The following is an 18,807-nucleotide window of genomic DNA, read 5'->3' as shown; positions in this document are numbered from 1 at the left end:
GGCTTACCCACAAGATTAAAAATGTTCCTAATTACCACCTAAGCTAAGCTTTCGTGCAGCCGGCACTATGTTAGGTCTGGCTTCGGGGGCTTGCTTTCAAGACCCTCGACAGCAGGGATGCTGTCGTGGAGCCTCCATGGATGGAACCTCGGCGAGTCTTGAAAGCAAGCCCCTGGAGCCAGGCCGGGAGCAAAGCTACTGTCCCAAGGGCTACAGGGTATATGTTTACTATCGCCGATAGCTGGCTTATTCATAGGCGTAATTAGGAAAATGTTTGCAACGTCCCGCCTCTCGCGCTGCGACAGCCAAGTCCGACCGACGTCTAGCCTGCTGGTGAGTCTTTGATGCGAGTAGAATTGCAACCCGCCTACATTCTCCACACCCGTCCGTTTAGCGATACCAGCTTGATTCTCGATTGCCTCACCGAGCAGTACGGACGTCTTTCCCTGTTGGCCAAAGGCGCGCGTTCACCCAAGTCCCGGCAGCGGCAAATGTGCCAGCCTTTTCGTTCGCTGCTGGTGTCCTGGCAGGGCAGGAGCAACCTGAAAACCCTGGTGGATATAGAAGCCCAGTCCCCCCAGCCCTTCAATCTGGTGGGGCGATTTTTGTATTCCGGTTTTTACCTGAACGAATTGATTGTACGGGCACTGCGGGAAGGCGATGCCTGCCCGGAAATATACCAGCGTTACCGGTTGGCTCTTATGCAGCTCGACAGTCAGGCAGAGCTGGAGCCACTGCTGCGCGAACTGGAGTTAGGCTTGGTGGCAGACCTGGGGTATGGCATCGACCTGCGCCACGACGCGACCACGTCTGCCCCTCTTGAGCCCGACAGCTGGTATCGGTTGGTGGCGGAGCAGGGCCTGGTCTACGTACCGGCTGAGGCTGGCGGGGATAGTTTCCTGGGGCGCCATTTGCTCGCTGTGGCCAGTGCTGATTACTCGGATGTGGAGGCGCTGCGCCAGGCCAAACGCTTGACGCGGCTGCTGCTCAAGCCGATTGTTGGCGACAAACCATTGAAGAGCCGGGAGTTGTTTGTGACACGAAAAGGGAGGGAGGGCAGGTGATCGTAGGTATGGGCACCGACATTGTGGAGCTGGTCAGAATCGAGCAATCCTATGCAAGGTTGGGAGACGCCTTTGCCAAACGTATCCTGACCCCGGATGAGTTTGAGGACTTTAGCCGCAGCCGGCGCCAGAAAGCCTTTTTGGCCAAGCGGTTTTGTATCAAGGAGGCGGCGGCCAAGGCACTCGGCACCGGAATCGGTCGCGGCGTATCCTGGCAGCATATGTGGGTGCAGCACAATGAAGCAGGTGCACCACAATTGTGCTTTACAGGTGGTGCGGCATCCCGGCTGGCCTTGTTGGGCGGGACCAGAATCCACGTCAGTGTGTCGGATGAGCAGTCTTACGCGACGGCAGTCGTAATTCTGGAAAGCTGATCAGATGTTTTCCGTCAGGCGTTGTATAATATCCAATCCGGGCACAGTTGTTAGCCTGGTAATTGGCAGCCTGGCTGTTAATCATTGATCAGCAAGATAGAGCTTTTTAGTAGTAGATATTATGGAATACCCAACCATCGAATCCTGTATTGGCAATACGCCATTAGTCCGCTTGCAGCGCTTGCCGGGCAATACCAGCAATACCCTGCTGGTGAAACTGGAAGGCAATAACCCAGCCGGTTCAGTCAAGGACAGGCCCGCCCTGTCGATGATCAATGAAGCCGAGCGGCGAGGTGATATCAAGCCCGGCGATACCCTTATCGAAGCCACCAGTGGCAATACTGGCATTGCCCTGGCCATGGTCGCTGCCATTAAAGGCTACAAGATGGTACTGATTATGCCCGATAACGCCACTGCAGAGCGCAAGGCTGCGATGACGGCTTACGGAGCAGAGCTGATTCTGGTGACCAAAGAAGAGAGCATGGAAGGTGCCCGTGACCTGGCCCAGACCATGCAGCAGCAAGGTAAGGGGATCGTGCTGGATCAGTTTGGCAACAGCGATAACCCGCGCGCCCACTACCAAACTACCGGCCCGGAAATCTGGCAACAGACCGGCGGCAGTATTACCCATTTTGTCAGTTCCATGGGCACTACCGGTACTATCATGGGCACTTCCCAGTACTTGCGGGAAAAAAAACCGGAGATTGAAATCATCGGCCTGCAACCCCGGGACGGCGCCAGCATTCCCGGTATCCGACGCTGGCCAGAGGAGTATATGCCGTCAATTTTTGATGCATCCCGGGTCGACCGGGTGATCGATATCGACCAGCAACTGGCAGAGCAAACCATGCGCGATCTGGCCACCAGAGAGGGCATTTTTTGCGGGGTCTCCAGTGGTGGCGCCGTGGCCGGTGCCCTGCAAATTAGCCAGCAGGTTGAGAACGCAGTAATCGTTGCCATCATTTGCGATCGCGGTGATCGCTATTTGTCCTCCGGCGTGTACAGCGCCTGATTTATGGCGCGCTTATTCAAACCCGGCAAATCCGCGGCCAGATTGCGCACCCCCGAAATTGCTCCCACTGAGCTATTAATCGACGACCTGTCCAGTGATGGCCGTGGTGTCGCGAGGCATGACGGCAAGGTGGTCTTTGTCGACGGTGGCCTGCCCGGAGAGCGCATTGAGGTGGCCCACTATCGTCGCCAGAAGCGCTACGCCGAGTGCCAGGTGAAAACCGTTCTGCAGGCCTCCGAGCAGCGCGTTGTTCCTGTTTGCGAGCATTTTGGGGTGTGCGGTGGTTGCCAGCTGCAGCACTTGCAGCCCGGCACCCAAATCACCTACAAGCAGAACGCCTTGCTGGAAATGCTGCAACGCCAGCAACAGCTGCAGCCGGAGATTCTTTTGCCGCCGGTCACATCACCGGCCTATGGTTATCGAGCCCGGGCCAGGTTCGGGGTTACCGGGGCCCGCGAGCTGGCCTTCCGCCAGGGCTCCAGCGATCAGTTAACGGCGGTTCAGCATTGCCCGGTGTTAACCGAGCCGCTGCGTAATCTGGTGCCTCTGGTGCAGCAGTGGCTGGGGCAATTGCCGCCAAAGCCCGGTGTCACCCACATAGAGTTTATCGATGCGCGGCCCAGTCCGGCCATTGTTATTCGCCACACCAAACCGCTGCCGGTGCCAGTGCAGGACAACTTGCGGGCACTGGTCCCTCATTGCCAGGTCTTTTTGCAGGGCCAGAAAAATGGTGACTATGTCAATATCACCGATCGCAGTGAAATAAACTCCCTCTATTACCACTTGTCGGCACAAAATTTGATAGTAAATTTTATGCCCGGCGACTTTACCCAGGTAAACCCGGCGATTAACCCAATAATGATCGAACAGGCTCTGCTTTGGCTCGATCCCCGGCGCAGCGATAATGTCGCCGATCTGTTTTGCGGGGTCGGGAATTTTACCTTGCCTATTGCTCAGTTGGCGGGCCGGGTTTTGGGACTCGAAGCACAGGACAGCATGGTGGTTCAAGGGCGGCAGAACGGCGTTCTTAACCAACTGGAAAATATTACATTTGCCGCCCTGGATTTGAGTAGTGAGGCATTGGCGAGCCGATTGTCGGAGCTGGGCTGCAACAAGGTGTTGCTGGATCCACCCAGGGCGGGAGCCAGATTTGTGTGTGAACAAATGGGGGAAACCACGGTCGAAAGACTGGTTTATGTATCCTGTAATCCCGCCAGTTTCGTTCGCGACAGTGGTGCCCTTGTCGCGGGCGGTTTTAAACTCAAAGCGTTGCGCGTGCTGGATATGTTTCCGCAGACAGCACACCTTGAAACCATGGCGCTGTTCTTGCGCGATTAGCGCATTTTCACCCGTGGTAAAGGCGCGAGGTAATGGCGCGAGGTGGTAGCGTATGATATGGAATTTGTATGGTTAAAGTTAGAGAAGATCACCCGGTTAAAGAAGATGGCAAAGTTGATATAGATGCCTGGCTGGGTCGGCTCAGCAGTATTCATACCTTGCAGCCGGACGATTATCCGTTGCTGTACAAGGCCTGTGAAACAAGTCTCCACGCCGAAGATCAGGCCCCCCTCAGCGATAACCGCTGGTCGGAGACAGCCAGCAGTTTTCGCACCGGGCTGGAAATGGCGGAAATTCTCGCCGATCTGCATCTCGATTGCGAAACCTTACAGGCAGCGATTCTCTACCGCGCCGTGCGAGAGAAAAAGCTGTCGCTTGATTTCGTTGAAACGCAGTTTGGCGAAGGTGTCGCCAAACTGATTCGCGGTGTTATTCGCATGGCGGCGATTTCCAGCTTGCGCAACGATTCTGGTGAAGGCGTTTTTGGTTCTCCGTCCCGCGAACAAACTGAAAAAGTCCGCAAAATGCTGGTGGCGATGGTCGACGACGTGCGTGTCGCGCTGGTCAAATTGGCGGAGCGCACCTGCGCAATTCGAGCGGTTAAAAACGCGCCTGAGGCAAAGCGGCGTAAAGTGGCGCGGGAAGTCTCGGACGTCTACGCCCCGCTGGCTCACCGGCTCGGTATTGGTCACATCAAGTGGGAACTGGAAGACCTGGCTTTTCGCTATCTTGAGCCGGACGATTATATGGCGATTGCGCGCCTGCTCGATGAGCGCAGGGTAGACCGCCAGCAGTTCATTCACAATGTCGTGGACATCCTCACCCGAGAGCTGGAAAGCAATAACATTCACTCCGAGATCAGTGGCCGCGCCAAACATATCTACAGTATCTGGCGTAAAATGCGGCGCAAGGATATCGGCTTTTCCCAGGTTTACGATATACGTGCCGTTCGTATCCTGGTGCCTACAGTGCGCGACTGTTACGCGGTTCTGGGTATCGTCCACAGTCTCTGGCGCAACATTCCCAACGAGTTTGACGACTACATCGCCTCGCCGAAAGAAAATGGTTACCGCTCATTACACACTGCGGTAATCGGCCCGGATCGCAAGGTTCTGGAAGTGCAAATCCGTACCAGGTCCATGCACGAAGAGGCCGAGTTCGGCGTTTGTGCCCACTGGCGTTACAAAGGTGCCGATGAGCAGGGCAACGAAGACAGTTACGAGCAAAAAATTGCCTGGTTGCGGCAGGTGCTGGAATGGCACGAGGAGTTGGGCGGGCAAACCTTACAGGAAGACCTGTCGATTGGTGTAGAGCAGGATCGAATTTACGTTTTCACTCCCGATGGTCACATCATCGATTTTCCCAAGGGCTCAACACCGCTGGATTTTGCCTATCGCGTACACACGGAGATAGGCCATCGCTGTCGCGGCGCCAAGGTCAATGGCCGAATTGTGCCGCTAAACTATGCGCTAAAAACCGCTGACCAGGTGGAGGTCCTGACCGGTAAACAGGAGGCACCAAGCAGGGATTGGCTATCGCCGGGCCTGGGTTACCTTAAAACCGGGCGCGCCCGGGCCAAAGTACAGCACTGGTTTAAATTGCAGGCCCGCGACCAGAATATTGCCGAGGGACGGGCAGTGCTCGACAAGGAATTCCGCCGCCTGGCGGTGGATGGGCTGGACTATGAGCAGTTGGCCAAGAATTTAAATCTGGACGGCCTGGACGATCTGTACGCCGCCGTCGGTGCCAGCGACCTGGGCGTTGGCCAGGTTATCAATGCTGCCCAGCGCATGCTGGCGCCGAAAACACACGTCGACCCGGTTGTCAGTCTGGTGGGCAAGGCCTCACAAACCTCGACCAGCAAGGATTTGTTTATCGACGGGGTTGGCAATCTGTTGACCCATATCGCCGGCTGCTGTAACCCGGTGCCAGGGGATGCCATTATTGGCTACATCACTCTGGGGCGCGGCGTATCGATCCACAAGCAGGACTGCCATAACATGCTGCAACTGCAATCCGATGAGCCTGAGCGCATCATCAAGGTGGATTGGAGTGAGGCGCCTCAGAACGTCTACTCGGTAGAGGTGATGATCGAAGCGTTTGATCGCCACGGCTTGCTGCGGGATATTACTGCACTCCTGGACGCAGAGAAAATTAACATCAGTGCCATGCAGACCCTGTCCGACAAGCGCAAGAATACCGTGGATATGATGGTGACACTGGAGATCGGCAGTTTCGAGGCCTTGAGTAAAGTGCTGAGTCGGCTCAATCAATTGCCCAATGTGGCTTCAGCGAGGCGCAAGCATAATTAGTGTCTATACATTAACGACAGGTTTTGGTGGACACCATTACGACACAGAGAAGTACCCAAAGCACTCGCTACGCTGGGCCCATCCCGTGCAAGAAGTGAATACTTTGGGTGCGCAGGGCAGGCGCCGCTGTCCAAATTGATGACGTTTTTCATCCTGATTACCACTTAAGCCGGGTGTCGTGTTGCTGGCACTATGGCAGGTCTGGTTGCGGGGGCTTGTTTGCAAGATCCGCATCAAATTTCCGAGTAATAGCTATGACTGGCAGTACTTCAAACGAACAGCTTCGCTATACCATCGCCGATCTGCAGCAACTGATGCGGCGACTGCGCGACCCGGTTAACGGTTGCCCCTGGGATATAGTACAAAGTTACCGCACCATTGCCCCCTCCACCCTGGAGGAGGCCTACGAAGTCGTCGACGCGATCGAGCAGGAGAATTACCAGCATTTAAAAGAAGAGCTGGGCGATTTGCTGTTTCAAATCATCTTTTATACGCAATTGGCCAGCGAAGAGCAGCGCTTTACTTTTGACGGCGTTGTTTCCGACCTGGTGAGCAAGCTGGTTCGGCGTCATCCCCATGTATTTCCAGACAACTCGCTGGCAAGTTTTGCCACCACACCGCGTACTGCCGAGGAGGAGCAGGCGATCAAGCAGCGTTGGGAACAACTGAAACAAGAGGAGCGCGAGGCCAAGGGGCATGCGGGCGTTCTGGATGATATTCCGGTCAGCTTGCCGGCCCTGTCCAGGGCCGCCAAATTGCAAAAGCGCGCCAGTGCAGTGGGTTTCGATTGGCCGGACATCAGTGGCGTGGTGGTAAAAATAGAAGAGGAACTCGACGAAGTTAAGCAGGCAATTGCCAGCGGTGATGGCAAGGCATTGACCGAGGAATTGGGAGATTTAATGTTTGCCGTAGTCAACGCCTGTCGTCATGCGCGAGCGGAACCGGAATCAGCTTTGCGTTACACCAACAGCAAGTTCGAACAGCGCTTTCGCTTTATTGAAGATAAACTCAGGGAGCGGGGAATCTCCCCCCAGGACGCTTCGCTGGAACTCATGGACGATCTCTGGGAGCAGGCTAAATCTCGCTGATCACGGACCCGTAACAAGGCTGTAGCGGCTCAGTTTAATTTAGACCTTGGTCTATCGTCTTTAATAAAATTACTTTTAAATCAATGTGTTGCGGATTCCCCAAGCTCTCCAGACGGCCTTTTTGCTTGTGGTTTAAGGGGGCTGCGTGTATTGTAAGCGGCCATATTCAGGTCTTATGTGAGCCGCTTGGAGAGTTGGAATTCCTCCTCGGCAAACGTTTGGAATTTTAAAATCAGATCTGTCTCGCAAGAGCAGAACAGTCAGGAGAAACAACCTCTATGCGTATCATCTTGTTGGGTGCACCCGGAGCGGGCAAAGGCACTCAAGCTCAATATATTACCGAGAAGTACGGTATCCCCCAGATTTCCACCGGCGATATGCTGCGGGCCGCGGTTAAGGCAGAAACACCACTGGGACTGCAAGCCAAGGACATTATGGCTTCGGGCGGGCTGGTGTCCGATGAACTGATTATCGGTTTGGTCAAGGATCGCATTGCCCAGGACGATTGCGTCAACGGCTTTTTGTTCGACGGATTCCCGCGCACAATTCCACAGGCAGAAGCTCTGCAGGAAGCCGGCGTTGCCATTGATCACGTGCTGGAAATCAACGTCGAGGACGAGGAGATTGTCAAGCGCATGAGTGGCCGACGGGTGCATCCCGGCAGTGGCCGCACTTATCATGTTATTTTTAATCCACCCAAGCAGGAAGGCAAGGACGATCAAACCGGTGAAGCACTGATTCAGCGGGAAGATGACCAGGAGGAAACCGTTCGCAAGCGCCTGGCCGTATATCATCAGCAAACCAAGCCGCTGGTAGGTTTTTACCAGCAATTGGCGGCGAGCAACAATAATGTGCCCAAGTACAGTTGTGTAGAAGGTGTGGGTGACCTGCCTTCAATTACGGCAAAGGTATTTGCTGCTCTGGGGTAAATCTCCGCTTCAGTTCGCACATTTCATGAATAGGCTCCCAGTGGAGCCTATTTTTTTTCAATCTATTAATTGCTGCAGGGTAAAAATGGAAAAATCATCCAGTCACGCTCCTTTGGGTGTCATTTTGATGAATTTGGGAACGCCCACCGAAGCCAGTCCCAGGGCAGTGCGTCGATTCCTGAGTGAATTCTTGCATGATCACAGGGTGGTCGAGTTGCCAAGAGTTCTATGGTGCCCAATTTTGCACGGTATCATCCTGCCGTTTCGGTCGCCGAAGGTGGCGAAGCTCTATGCAAAGATTTGGCAACCGGGCGGGTCACCGCTCAAGGTCATTACTGAGCAACAGGTCAGTGAGCTGCAGGCCCGCTACCAGGAGTCCGATGTCAGGATTACTTACGCTATGACTTATGGTGAGCCGAAGTTGGCCCAGCGAGTCGCCGAACTCGAAGCGGATGGTTACAAAAATATACTCGTATTGCCGTTGTACCCGCAATATTCAGCCACCACAACTGCAGCCATTTACGACCAGTACGCCCGTCTTATCATGCAGCAACGAAATATCAGCGAGCTGCTCATTCACAAATGCTATTACGACAACCCCGGTTACCTGGACGCGCTGGCACAGTCCGTACGGGATCATTGGCTGCAACACCCGCAGCCGGAAAAGCTTCTGTTTTCATTCCACGGCATTCCCAAGCGGTGTGTGGAAAAGGGCGATCCTTACGAAGAGCACTGCCGCTATACCGCCCGGGAAGTGGCACAGCGGCTGCAACTGGAGGAATCCCAGTGGGCGATAAGCTTTCAATCACGTCTCGGTAAAGCAGAATGGCTGCAACCCTACACCGATCAGCTGCTGGAAAAGTGGGCTCAGCAAGGGGTGGCTAGCGTCAATGTCATCTGCCCGGCATTTTCGTCGGATTGCCTGGAAACCCTGGAGGAGATCGATGGCGAAAATCGGGAAGTCTTTCTTTCCAGTGGCGGCAGGACCTACAGCATGATTCCATGTCTTAATGCTTCGCCAGCCCATATATCCATGATGGCGTCCATCGTCGATGGCTATAGAAAGTAGTTGGTAACAGCAACGTCTATGGCACAGGTGTGGTAAATCGGTGGTAACCAGTGGATAAGTTCAGGTTTTATGTTTTCCGGCTTGTGATTTCTAACGAGGCGAATTGATTCACCTTTCCTCAGTTGCCAGGCAAGTTATGGCGGTGAGGGAAGGTGGCAAAATTGCAGCAATTAAGTGCAGTGTGAAAACCCTATTTACCAGGTTGCAGCAGGTCGAACTAATTCTTATTTGCCGCCGCTAACGATTTAATATCCGCTCCCGACACTTCTTTTACCTCAACTCTCCCTTCACGTTTTCCTCAATTCTCGCCTCACTTTTACTTCGAACTTCGCCCCCGGATTTTTTTTGCAAACTGCTGTCGACTGAAAAACTCTAAAGTTGCGCAGTTGTTTTGCCGGCCTTTTCTTAACTTTCTCTCTTTTTGAAGGGAAAATCAGGAAAACTTTTAAAAAAAACGATTAAAAATGCATTAAACGCTGGAAAAAAGAATTTTTTCAAATAATATTCGCTATAATGACACGGTGATTATTTTTTGAGCCGTGTTGAGTTGTTTTAGCGGTACCGCATCGTTATTTTCGAGGAGAGTTAAAAATGCCCAGAGTGAAAAAAGCAAAAGCAAAAAAAGCGCCGGCGAAACGCCGAGCCGCCCCTAAAGCCAAAGCCGCCCCTAAAGCCAAAGCCGCTTCCGGAATTGCTCCGGCTGTTGCTAAAGCACAGAGTGCGCTGAATAAACTCAATAAGGACATTACTGCTCAAGCCAAAGCGCAAGCTGCTGCTCGCAAAAAAGCGGCCACGGCAAAAGCCAAAGCTGCCAAAAGCAAGAGGGCTGTCGATAAACGCTCTGCACAATCTGCGGCTGCTAACCAGGCAAAAATTGCCGCCAAGGTCAAAGATCTGCGCGAGAAGGCAGCCACAGTGAAGCTGGAGCTGGCTACCGCCAAGAGCATAGCGGCCGGCAAGGCGGCGGAAGCTGCGGTCGATGCGCGGATTGAGGCGTTAAGCAGTTCGCTGGCGGCGAAAGCCGACGCTGAAGCGGCAAAAGCAGCAAAAGCCTTCGAGGCCAAGTGGAAGAAGAAACGTGCTGCCGAAAACGCCAAGAAAGTCGCTGCGACCAAGAAAAAGCTGAAGGCGAAAGCCAAACTGGTTGCCGCCAAGGCCACCGCCAAGGCTAAGGCAGCGCAGAAAAAAGCCGCCGCCAAAGCAAAGGCTATCGCTAAAAAGGCAGCTGTGAAAGCCAAGGCTGCGGAAAAGAAAGCCGCGGCACGGATGAAGGCCGCTGAGAAGAAAGCCGCTGCGCGAGCCAAAGTGGCGGCGAAGAAGGCCGCTGTGAAGGCCAAAGCTGCTGCCAAGAAAGCCGCAGCCAAGAGCAAGGCGAAAGCTGCCCCGAAGCGTAAAGCCGCAGCCAAGAAAGCAGCGCCGGCTGCAGCTCCAAAGGCCGCTCGCAAGAAAGCCGCCGCTCCGCGCAAGGCAGCAGCTAAAAAAGCAGCACCTAAAAAGGCAGCGCCTAAAAAAGCAGCCGCTAAAGCCAAAAGGGCGCCGCGCAAGAAAAAGGCCGCAGTTGCAGCCGCAGTTGAAACCCCGGCTTCTACTCCAGTAAGCGAGTAATTAGCTGAAGGTAGTCAGTCACAAGACAGCTAACCCCAAGGTTGGCTGTCGGGACTTTTGCTGACCATTAGAATCCCTGCCATGCCAAATGGCGGGGATTTTTTATTTTCCCTGTATCAAGACCGCGAATTCTGCCAAAATGTGAGGCTCCGATGTAACCCCCGATGTCTTGCAGTATGAAACGAATTCTGGCCATTGACACGTCCAGCGATCATTGCTCGATTGCGCTGTCAAACCAACAGGGGCAAATATTTGCCTCAAGCATCAACTCCCCCAGGCAACACAGTCAAAAACTCCTGCCTTTGATCGATGAGCTATTGGGCTCCCAGCAAATGGCGCTCGCGGATATTGATGCGATCGCCTATGGCAGGGGGCCTGGATCCTTTACCGGGATCAGGATTTGCCTCGGTGTCGTGCAGGGGTTGGCGTATTCACAAGATATACCGGTCGTCCCGGTATCAACCCTGCGCGCCATGGCCCAGGGGGCGCTGCGCCAGAAGCTGGTTGGGGCGCAAGAGGCTGTGCTGGTTGCTGTGGACGCGCGCATGGATGAAGTTTACTGGGCACTCTATCAATGCCTGCCAACTGCCGCGAGTGGCAGTGAGCATGGATTACAGCTGGTGCAACTGGCGGATGAAGCGGTGTCGCCACCGGCGCTGGTTGCCGAACACAATGCTTTGCGCCAGGTGCAGGGCAAGGGCCTGGTTTGCCTTGGCTCTGGTCATCATTATGCGCAGATAAGCGCTATTGCAGCCGGGCAGCACGTCGCTGACTTTGAGCCTCAGGCCGTGGATATTTTGCAATTGGCGCAATTGGAGCTGGAGCAGGGTGGAGCGCTTGCGGCGGAGCAGGCACAGCCTGTGTATCTGCGTGACAGTGTGGCCTGGAAAAAAAGACAAAGGATTCGTAATTAAACCGCAGAGGCACCATGGATAGTGTTCAACTTGTATTTCTCGCCCTTATTCAGGGGTTAACCGAATTTCTTCCCATCTCAAGTTCCGGTCATTTAATCCTGCCCAGTGAGGTGCTGGGTTGGCAGGACCAGGGGTTGGCTTTCGATGTGGCGGTGCACGTCGGTTCGCTATTGGCGGTGCTCGGTTATTTTCGCCATGAAGTTATCGCATTGGCGAACGCCTGGGTTGCCAGTTTAGGCGGTAAATCCTCAGCTGAAAGCCGCTTGGCATGGTTTGTTGTGCTGGCAACAATACCAGCCGGCCTGGCCGGGGTGATTTTCCACGACTTTATCGAAACCAACTTGCGCAGTGTCCTGGTGATCGCAATCACAACTATTGTGTTTGGGGTATTGCTTGGCTGGGCTGACAGTACCGGCAAGCGCACTACGTCCTTGCAGCAAATGAGTTTGCGCCAGGCACTTATCGTCGGTTGTTGCCAGGCGCTAGCACTCATTCCAGGCACGTCTCGCTCTGGCATTACCATGACAGCCGCGTTGGCGCTCGGGTTGGAGCGGCAGGCCGCCGCCCGTTTTTCTTTTCTGCTGTCCATACCACTGATTGCGTCGAGTGGTGGGTATAAGGCAGTGGGTCTTATCGGCGCCAGTGCCATTGTCTGGGAGGAACTGCTGCTGGGCATAGCAGTGGCTGCCGTCAGTGCAGCACTCTGCATTCATTTATTCCTGGCCTGGATCGACAGAATCGGCATGTGGCCATTTGTTATCTATCGCCTGGTGCTGGGAGCGGTGTTGTTGCTACTGCTGTACTGAGACCGATGCTTTGATGCCTGGCTGTGTACAGGGCATCCGCAAAAAAGGTAACTTTTATGAAGAAAATCGGCTTTATTGGCCTGGGTGTCATGGGCTTTCCTATGGCCGGGCATTTGCAAAGGGCAGGTTACGAAGTCACGGTTTACAATCGCACGGCGGCCAAGGCAGAGCTTTGGGTCAATACCTTTGGCGGCAGCCGCGCCGCAACCCCCGCCGACCTTGCAGGTAACGTCGACATTGTATTTTCCTGTGTCGGCAATGATAACGACCTGCGGCAAGTGATCAGCGGCCCCAGCGGAATTCTCAATACAGTAAAACCGGATACGATTGTGGTTGATCACACCACTGCATCGGCGCGAGTGGCGGTTGAACTGTCCGAGCTGTTGGTAGATAGACGTTGTCATTTTCTTGACGCCCCGGTTTCCGGAGGTCAACAAGGTGCAGAAAACGCGGCCCTGACGGTAATGGTTGGTGGCGACGAGAAGATTTTTACCAGAGTAATACCGGTACTTGAAACTATGGCGAGATCGGTGCAGCGCCTGGGGCCGGTCGGTAGCGGCCAGCTCTGTAAAATGGTAAACCAGGTGTGTATCGCAGGCTTGTTGCAGGGGTTGGCCGAGGGCCTGAGCTTTGCCGAGCGCGCCGGACTGGATGCGCAACAAGTCATCGATGTTATTTCCAAGGGCGCCGCCCAGTCCTGGCAGATGGAAAATCGCTCAGCCACCATGCTGGCCGGAGAATACCAGCATGGTTTTGCTGTCGACTGGATGCGCAAGGATTTGGCTATTGTGCTGGAAGAGGCCCGCAGTAATGGTGCTTCGCTGCCGGTTACGGCGCTGGTAGACCAGTTTTATGCGGATGTGCAGGCGGCGGGAGGAGGGCGCTGGGATACGTCCAGCCTGTTGACCCGGCTCCTGCCAAAACAAACTTGAGGTGAGAAATACTTTGGATAGCACAGGATTTAACCAGGATTTACTGGACTTCTTATATCAATCTCCAACGCCGTTCCACGCTGTACAATCCATGGCGTCAAGGCTGGAGGCAGCAGGGTTCCAGCGCTTGCAGGAGACGCAAAGCTGGGCCCTGGCAGTGGGCAACAAATACTATGTGTGCCGCAATGACTCCTCCATTATTGCGTTTGTTTACGGTAGTGAAGCGCTGGTTGAAACGGGCTTGAGGCTGGTTGGCGCCCACACAGACAGCCCCTGCCTGCGGGTAAAACCGCAACCGGAGCTCAATAGCCAGGGGTATTTTAAACTGGGCGTCGAAGTTTACGGTGGTGTGCTGCTCAATCCCTGGTTTGACCGGGATCTGTCACTTGCCGGGCGGGTGACTTACCGAACCCACGCCGGGCAAGTGAAAAGTGCGCTGCTCAACTTCGAGCGACCGCTGGCCACCATTCCAAGCCTGGCCATTCATCTGGACCGGGAAGCAAATAACAGCCGTACCATCAATGCGCAAACCGATATTTCACCTCTGCTGATGCAGCTTGAACAGGATGGCAAGCAGGATTTTCGCCAATTGTTACTGGCGCAATTGCATGAGCAGGGCACTGCAGACAGCAAGGAAGTGCTGGATTTCGATCTCAGTTTTTACGATACCCAAAAGCCGGCGCTGGTGGGCCTGAAAGAAGAGTTTATCGCCAGCGCCCGATTGGACAATTTGCTCAGTTGTTACACCGGATTACAGAGCTTGCTCGCCGCCGATGGCAGCCAGAGCTGCCTGTTGGTTTGCAACGATCACGAAGAGGTGGGCAGTCGTTCGGCCTGCGGTGCCCAGGGGCCGATGCTGCAGGACTTTATTTGCCGCCTGTTGCCAGACCCGGAAGCCAGGATTCGCTGCCTCAGTAACTCCCTGCTTATATCCGCCGACAACGCGCACGGCATTCACCCCAACTACGCCAGCCGCCACGACAGCAACCACGGCCCAATTCTCAATCAGGGGCCGGTGATAAAAATCAACGCCAACCAGAGCTACGCCACCAACAGTGAGTCAGCCGGGCTGTTTCGTTATTGGTGTGCGGAAGAGGACGTGCCGGTACAGGCTTTTGTTATCCGCACCGATTTGGCCTGTGGCAGCACCATTGGCCCGATCACTGCTGCCGAACTGGGCGTAAAAACCCTGGATGTTGGCGTGCCCACGTTTGCCATGCACTCGATACGGGAGCTGGGCGGGGTCAAGGACGGCTTTAATCTTTATAAAGTATTGGCCCGTTTTTATAACAGCCCCATACCGTTATTGTCTAATCACGGGTGATGGCCGTCACAGCTGAATTTTGCCGTATTACCTATAATCATTACGTTACCCAGATGCCGCAATGAGCTATTGATGTACGAGCAAAATTTACCAGACCTGTTAGGCCAATTCAGCCCCTTCGAAGCAATGGAGGCAGAATATATCCAGCAACTTCTGCAGTATGCAGAGGTTATCAGTGAGCCGGACGGCAAGTTACTGTTTCGGCGCGGGAAGCGGGCGGAATTCCGGTACTATTTGCTGGAGGGCAGCGTCGAGCTGATCAGCGCCGGCTTCAGTTCCGAGCTTGTCGAGGCGGGCAGCGAGCGAGCCCGGCTGCCGTTGTCCGAAGCGACGCCAACCCAGGTGTCGGCGGTGGCCAAGTCCAAAGTACGACTGTTAAAAGTGGATTCTGACTTTCTCGATTTGGTGTTGGCCTGGAGCGAGGCGCCGCTGGACGACCTCCAGCTGGACACGGACAATACCGCCTGGCTGGAAACCAACCCCGCGGCGGCCATGAACGTCGAAGTTTTGCACAACGACTGGATGAGCGGGCTGCTTTCATCCCCCCTGTTGCGGCGTATTCCGTCGGCCAATATCCAGCAGTTGTTTGCCCGCTTTGAGCGCGTCTCTGCCAGTGCCGGCTCAGTGGTTATCCAGGAAGGTGGCGTCGGGGATTATTTCTATATCATCGATACGGGCAGGGTGCGCATCAGTTCCATTACCGGCAGCAAGGACATTACCCTGGGACCGGGGCAATATTTTGGCGAGGAAGCGCTGGTGGCCGATACCCCGCGCAACGCGACGGTAACCATGCTCGCTGACGGCGTTTTGATGCGCTTGGGAAAGGACGATTTCAGCAACCTGCTGCACAAGCCGATCCAGCAATACATTTCCGCAGCGCAGCTGGCTGAGTTGCAGGGTAAGGTTAGCTTGCTGGACGTGCGAACCGCAATGGAGTTTCGTCTGCAGCATTCCCCTGATAGCGTCAATTTGCCGCTGTCCAGGCTGCGCGACAAGCTGCCAGAGCTCGGCAAGGGCACTCGCTATGTATTGGCGCCGGAAGCGGGACGGCGCGCCCAGTTGGCGGCGTATTTGCTGGCCCAGGAAGGCTACGAAACATTCCTGCTGACGGCGGAGTCAACGCCCTGGCAACTTGAATAGCACCTGGTGAGAGTGTTACTGCTTTCTGCCTATCACGCCGCCAGTCACGCTCACTGGTGCCGCGGCCTGATGGCGGCGTTTCCCGACTACCAGTGGACTCTGCTCTCCCTTCCCGGGCGCTATTTTAGTTGGCGAGTGCGGGGCAACAGCCTGAGTTGGGCCTGGCAGGAACGGCGCACACTGGAGCAGGACTACGATCTGTTGATCGCAACATCAATGGTGGACCTTTCCGCACTGCGGGGCTTTGTGCCCAAGCTGGCTGCGCTGCCCACCATTGTGTACTTCCACGAAAACCAGTTTGCCTACCCTCTGTCGGGTCAAGCATTCGCCAGTGTCGAGCCACAAATCCTCAATGTTTATACGGCCTTGTGTGCCGACCGCATTCTGTTTAATTCTGCCTACAATCTGCACAGCTTTGTCGACGGAGCCAGGCAACTGTTGGCGCGCCTGCCGGACCAGGTTCCCGCGGGAATTATTGAACACATTGCCAGCAGGAGCCAGGTATTGCCGGTGCCACTGGATAATGACTGGTTTGACAATGATGACGCTGACACGCAACAGCGGCAGGGTGCTGCCTTGACGAGCGTCGAGGCGGATGGGTGCAAGCCACTGACCATCGCCTGGTGCGGGCGCCACGAGTATGACAAGGGGCCGGAGCGCCTGTTCGCTATACTGTCTGAACTGGAGTCCAGCAGCCTGGATTACCGGCTGGTCATACTGGGGCAGCAATTCAAAAACAGCCCGCCAGAATTTGCCCGCATCAAGCAGCAGTTTGCCCATCGCCTGCTGCATTTTGGCTACGCGCAGTCGCGGGCCGACTATCGGCGCTGGTTGCGGGCCGCCGATATTGTGCTCTCCACCGCGCTGCATGAATTCCAGGGGCTGGCGGTTATGGAGGCGGTGGCCAGCGGCTGCGTGCCGGTGCTGCCAGACCGGCTGGCCTACCCGGAGTGGGCGCCAGCCTGGAGCCTGTATAGCCCCGACTCGATTATCTCCAATGCGCAGAGCGATGCGGCGGCAGAAATCGCCGCGGAAGCCCGCGCCGCGGCAACGCTAATTTCGAGTGCGAGCACCCATACGGCGCCCGACTTGTCAGCCTATAGCTGGCAGGCAATGCAATCGCGCTACGCACAGTCGCTGCTGCAAACAGCCGCAATGCAAGGCGCCGGGCGGGGCGGTTAAGTAATCTGGCCAATCGGTAGATCCCCGGCGCAAGAGTGTCGCGTTTGCAGTTATTTTGTCGTTCAAGGCTCGATGTCTGGCGATTTCAGATAAAATGGGTGTTAGCTACACGATAAAGTACTTATTTTACGGATTAACCCAACAGGTGATATATGTCGGCAGGTGGATTGATCAGTCGCAGCTGGACGTTAAAAAAGCTTGAATACAGCCTCGACAAGGCGGATTGCTACAGCACCTGGAAAGCGTTAGCGGCTGAGCACGATGAGCTCTCCGGGGCCAACCAATGGAAGCAAAGCGAAGACAGTGATTTGTTTGATGCACGCCAGCTGAAAAAGCGCTTTAAGGTACTGCAAGACGCGCTAGCCGAAAACGACCGGGAAGAAGTCTTGTTTGCCTTGAATGAAGGCATCCACGGCAACATGGGGGGCATGGGCAAATCGGTACTCTATCGTCAATCCAGGCTGGGCACCAAAAAGCTGATTGAAAATTACGTGGCTACTGTGGTTGAGGCCCTGCAGCAGGTTGGCGATGCACCGGAATCTGAAATCCCTTTTGATGAAAAGCTCGACTTCTTTCGCCGCGCCAGTCACTGCTATGGCCGTTCCGCATTGACCCTGAGTGGCGGTGGCGGATTGATTTACTTTCATCACGGGGTGGTGGAGACCTTGCTGGAGCACAATATTCTGCCTAATGTGATCTCCGGCGCCTCGGCGGGCGCCTGGATGGCGGCCCAGATAGGCACCCGCACCGATGCTGAATTAAGCGAATATTTCCAGCACAAGCGCTACGACTTCCAGGCCGGTAAAGGTTTGAAGGACATTGTCGGGTTGATGCGCGGGATTGGCCGTGCCGACCTGGAGAACGAACGGGATGATGTTATCGACGCATTTGTTCCCAACCTGACCTTTCAGGAAGCCTACGAGCGTACCGGGCGCTACATCAATATATCCATCGCGCCGGTAGAGAAACACCAGACCTCACGGTTGATGAACGCCATTACCTCGCCCAATGTCACTATTCGCTCTGCAGTCAAAGCGTCTTCTTCGGTGCCCGGCTTAGTCGACCCGGTGGAGCTGGAGGCCAAGGATTCTCGCGGCAGGACCAAACCCTATCTGCGCAGTCGCCGCTGGGTCGATGGCTCTTTCGCGGAGGATTTACCCTTCAAGCGCCTGGCCCGTTTGTTTGGTGTAAACCATTATGTGGTCAGCATGATCAATCCGTTAGCGGCACCGTTCCTGCGTCCGGAATCCAAGTCAGGGTCTTTGAGTGTAACCAATTCGGTAAAAAACCTGGCCATAGTTGGCGCCAGGGAAACATTGAAAACCGGCCGTCGCTGGATATCGCCAGTGACCCTGGGGCGCTTTGATTCCATGTTTGGCGTGGTGTACCAACTGATTGAGCAGGACTACGTCGGTGACATTAATATTGTGCTCAACCGAAAGCAGGTCAAGTCAGGTAATTCGCTGTTCAACTACGCCGATGACGCGGACATTCAGGCACTGATTTTGGCCGGGCGCCGCGCCACCTGGCCCAGGGTTGATCAAATCAGGAATTCAGTCCAAATCAGTCGTGCCATTGATGAAATACTCGATCGACTGGAGCAGGAGGCCCTGGCCCAGCCTCATCCGCAACATAAACCGCATATGACGTTGTAATACAGCGGTAATGGCGGCGCAGGGGTGCCGATATCCGCTCGTTGCGAGAGAGGGGCAGTGCCT

General features: G+C 55.0%; 16 protein-coding genes. All 16 read left to right on the top strand.

Annotation, left to right across the window (positions count from 1 at the left end):
• The first annotated feature begins 344 nt into the window (after positions 1-344).
• The 16 genes from recO to G8764_RS18720 all read left to right on the top strand — a co-directional run bounded on the left by recO (position 345) and on the right by G8764_RS18720 (position 18,744).
• Positions 345-1,064 (top strand): DNA repair protein RecO, encoded by a 720-nt coding sequence (gene recO / locus G8764_RS18795; RefSeq protein WP_166166551.1) that lies wholly within the window; start codon positions 345-347, stop codon positions 1,062-1,064.
• Between the two features lie 8 nt (positions 1,065-1,072).
• Positions 1,073-1,438, top strand: coding sequence for a holo-ACP synthase (gene acpS, locus G8764_RS18790; RefSeq protein WP_207951968.1), 366 nt, complete (start codon positions 1,073-1,075; stop codon positions 1,436-1,438).
• Positions 1,439-1,559: 121 nt separating this feature from the next.
• Entirely contained in the window at positions 1,560-2,450 is an 891-nt protein-coding gene (gene cysM / locus G8764_RS18785) for a cysteine synthase CysM (protein ID WP_166166547.1), read from the top strand.
• Between the two features lie 3 nt (positions 2,451-2,453).
• On the top strand, positions 2,454-3,788 hold the full coding sequence (gene rlmD, locus G8764_RS18780; RefSeq protein ID WP_166166545.1) for a 23S rRNA (uracil(1939)-C(5))-methyltransferase RlmD: 1,335 nt from the start codon (positions 2,454-2,456) through the stop codon (positions 3,786-3,788).
• A 68-nt stretch (positions 3,789-3,856) separates the two neighbouring features.
• Positions 3,857-6,100 carry a GTP diphosphokinase gene (relA, locus tag G8764_RS18775; protein ID WP_166166535.1) on the top strand — a complete coding sequence of 748 codons (2,244 nt, stop codon included), beginning with the start codon at positions 3,857-3,859 and terminating at the stop codon, positions 6,098-6,100.
• 254 nt (positions 6,101-6,354) lie between these two features.
• On the top strand, positions 6,355-7,188 hold the full coding sequence (gene mazG, locus G8764_RS18770; RefSeq protein WP_166166533.1) for a nucleoside triphosphate pyrophosphohydrolase: 834 nt from the start codon (positions 6,355-6,357) through the stop codon (positions 7,186-7,188).
• A 278-nt stretch (positions 7,189-7,466) separates the two neighbouring features.
• Positions 7,467-8,117 carry an adenylate kinase gene (gene adk, locus G8764_RS18765; RefSeq protein ID WP_166166531.1) on the top strand — a complete coding sequence of 217 codons (651 nt, stop codon included), beginning with the start codon at positions 7,467-7,469 and terminating at the stop codon, positions 8,115-8,117.
• 25 nt (positions 8,118-8,142) lie between these two features.
• A complete protein-coding gene (gene hemH / locus G8764_RS18760) occupies positions 8,143-9,186 on the top strand; it encodes a ferrochelatase (protein ID WP_425049216.1) in 1,044 nt (347 codons plus the stop codon).
• Positions 9,187-9,777: 591 nt separating this feature from the next.
• Positions 9,778-10,791, top strand: a complete 1,014-nt coding sequence (locus G8764_RS18755) for a hypothetical protein (protein ID WP_166166527.1) — start codon at positions 9,778-9,780, stop codon at positions 10,789-10,791.
• 176 nt (positions 10,792-10,967) lie between these two features.
• Positions 10,968-11,705, top strand: coding sequence for a tRNA (adenosine(37)-N6)-threonylcarbamoyltransferase complex dimerization subunit type 1 TsaB (gene tsaB, locus G8764_RS18750; RefSeq protein WP_166166525.1), 738 nt, complete (start codon positions 10,968-10,970; stop codon positions 11,703-11,705).
• A 14-nt stretch (positions 11,706-11,719) separates the two neighbouring features.
• Positions 11,720-12,511 carry an undecaprenyl-diphosphate phosphatase gene (locus G8764_RS18745; RefSeq protein ID WP_166166523.1) on the top strand — a complete coding sequence of 264 codons (792 nt, stop codon included), beginning with the start codon at positions 11,720-11,722 and terminating at the stop codon, positions 12,509-12,511.
• A 56-nt stretch (positions 12,512-12,567) separates the two neighbouring features.
• Positions 12,568-13,443 carry an NAD(P)-dependent oxidoreductase gene (locus G8764_RS18740; protein ID WP_166166521.1) on the top strand — a complete coding sequence of 292 codons (876 nt, stop codon included), beginning with the start codon at positions 12,568-12,570 and terminating at the stop codon, positions 13,441-13,443.
• A 13-nt stretch (positions 13,444-13,456) separates the two neighbouring features.
• Positions 13,457-14,767: a M18 family aminopeptidase gene (locus G8764_RS18735; RefSeq protein ID WP_166166519.1), complete on the top strand. Its 1,311-nt coding sequence runs from the start codon at positions 13,457-13,459 to the stop codon at positions 14,765-14,767.
• 72 nt (positions 14,768-14,839) lie between these two features.
• Complete coding sequence (locus tag G8764_RS18730; RefSeq protein WP_166166517.1) at positions 14,840-15,907, top strand: cyclic nucleotide-binding domain-containing protein; 1,068 nt, start codon at positions 14,840-14,842, stop codon at positions 15,905-15,907.
• A gap of 12 nt (positions 15,908-15,919) precedes the next feature.
• Positions 15,920-17,089, top strand: a complete 1,170-nt coding sequence (locus tag G8764_RS18725) for a tRNA-queuosine alpha-mannosyltransferase domain-containing protein (RefSeq protein ID WP_207951967.1) — start codon at positions 15,920-15,922, stop codon at positions 17,087-17,089.
• A 152-nt stretch (positions 17,090-17,241) separates the two neighbouring features.
• Positions 17,242-18,744: a DUF3336 domain-containing protein gene (locus G8764_RS18720; protein ID WP_166166513.1), complete on the top strand. Its 1,503-nt coding sequence runs from the start codon at positions 17,242-17,244 to the stop codon at positions 18,742-18,744.
• Positions 18,745-18,807: the final 63 nt, after the last annotated feature.

Source organism: Pseudomaricurvus alcaniphilus, assembly GCF_011440395.1.
Lineage (GTDB): Bacteria > Pseudomonadota > Gammaproteobacteria > Pseudomonadales > Cellvibrionaceae > Pseudomaricurvus > Pseudomaricurvus alcaniphilus.
The sequence above is the reverse complement of the archived record's forward strand: the minus strand, read 5'-3'. Positions and strand labels throughout refer to the sequence as shown.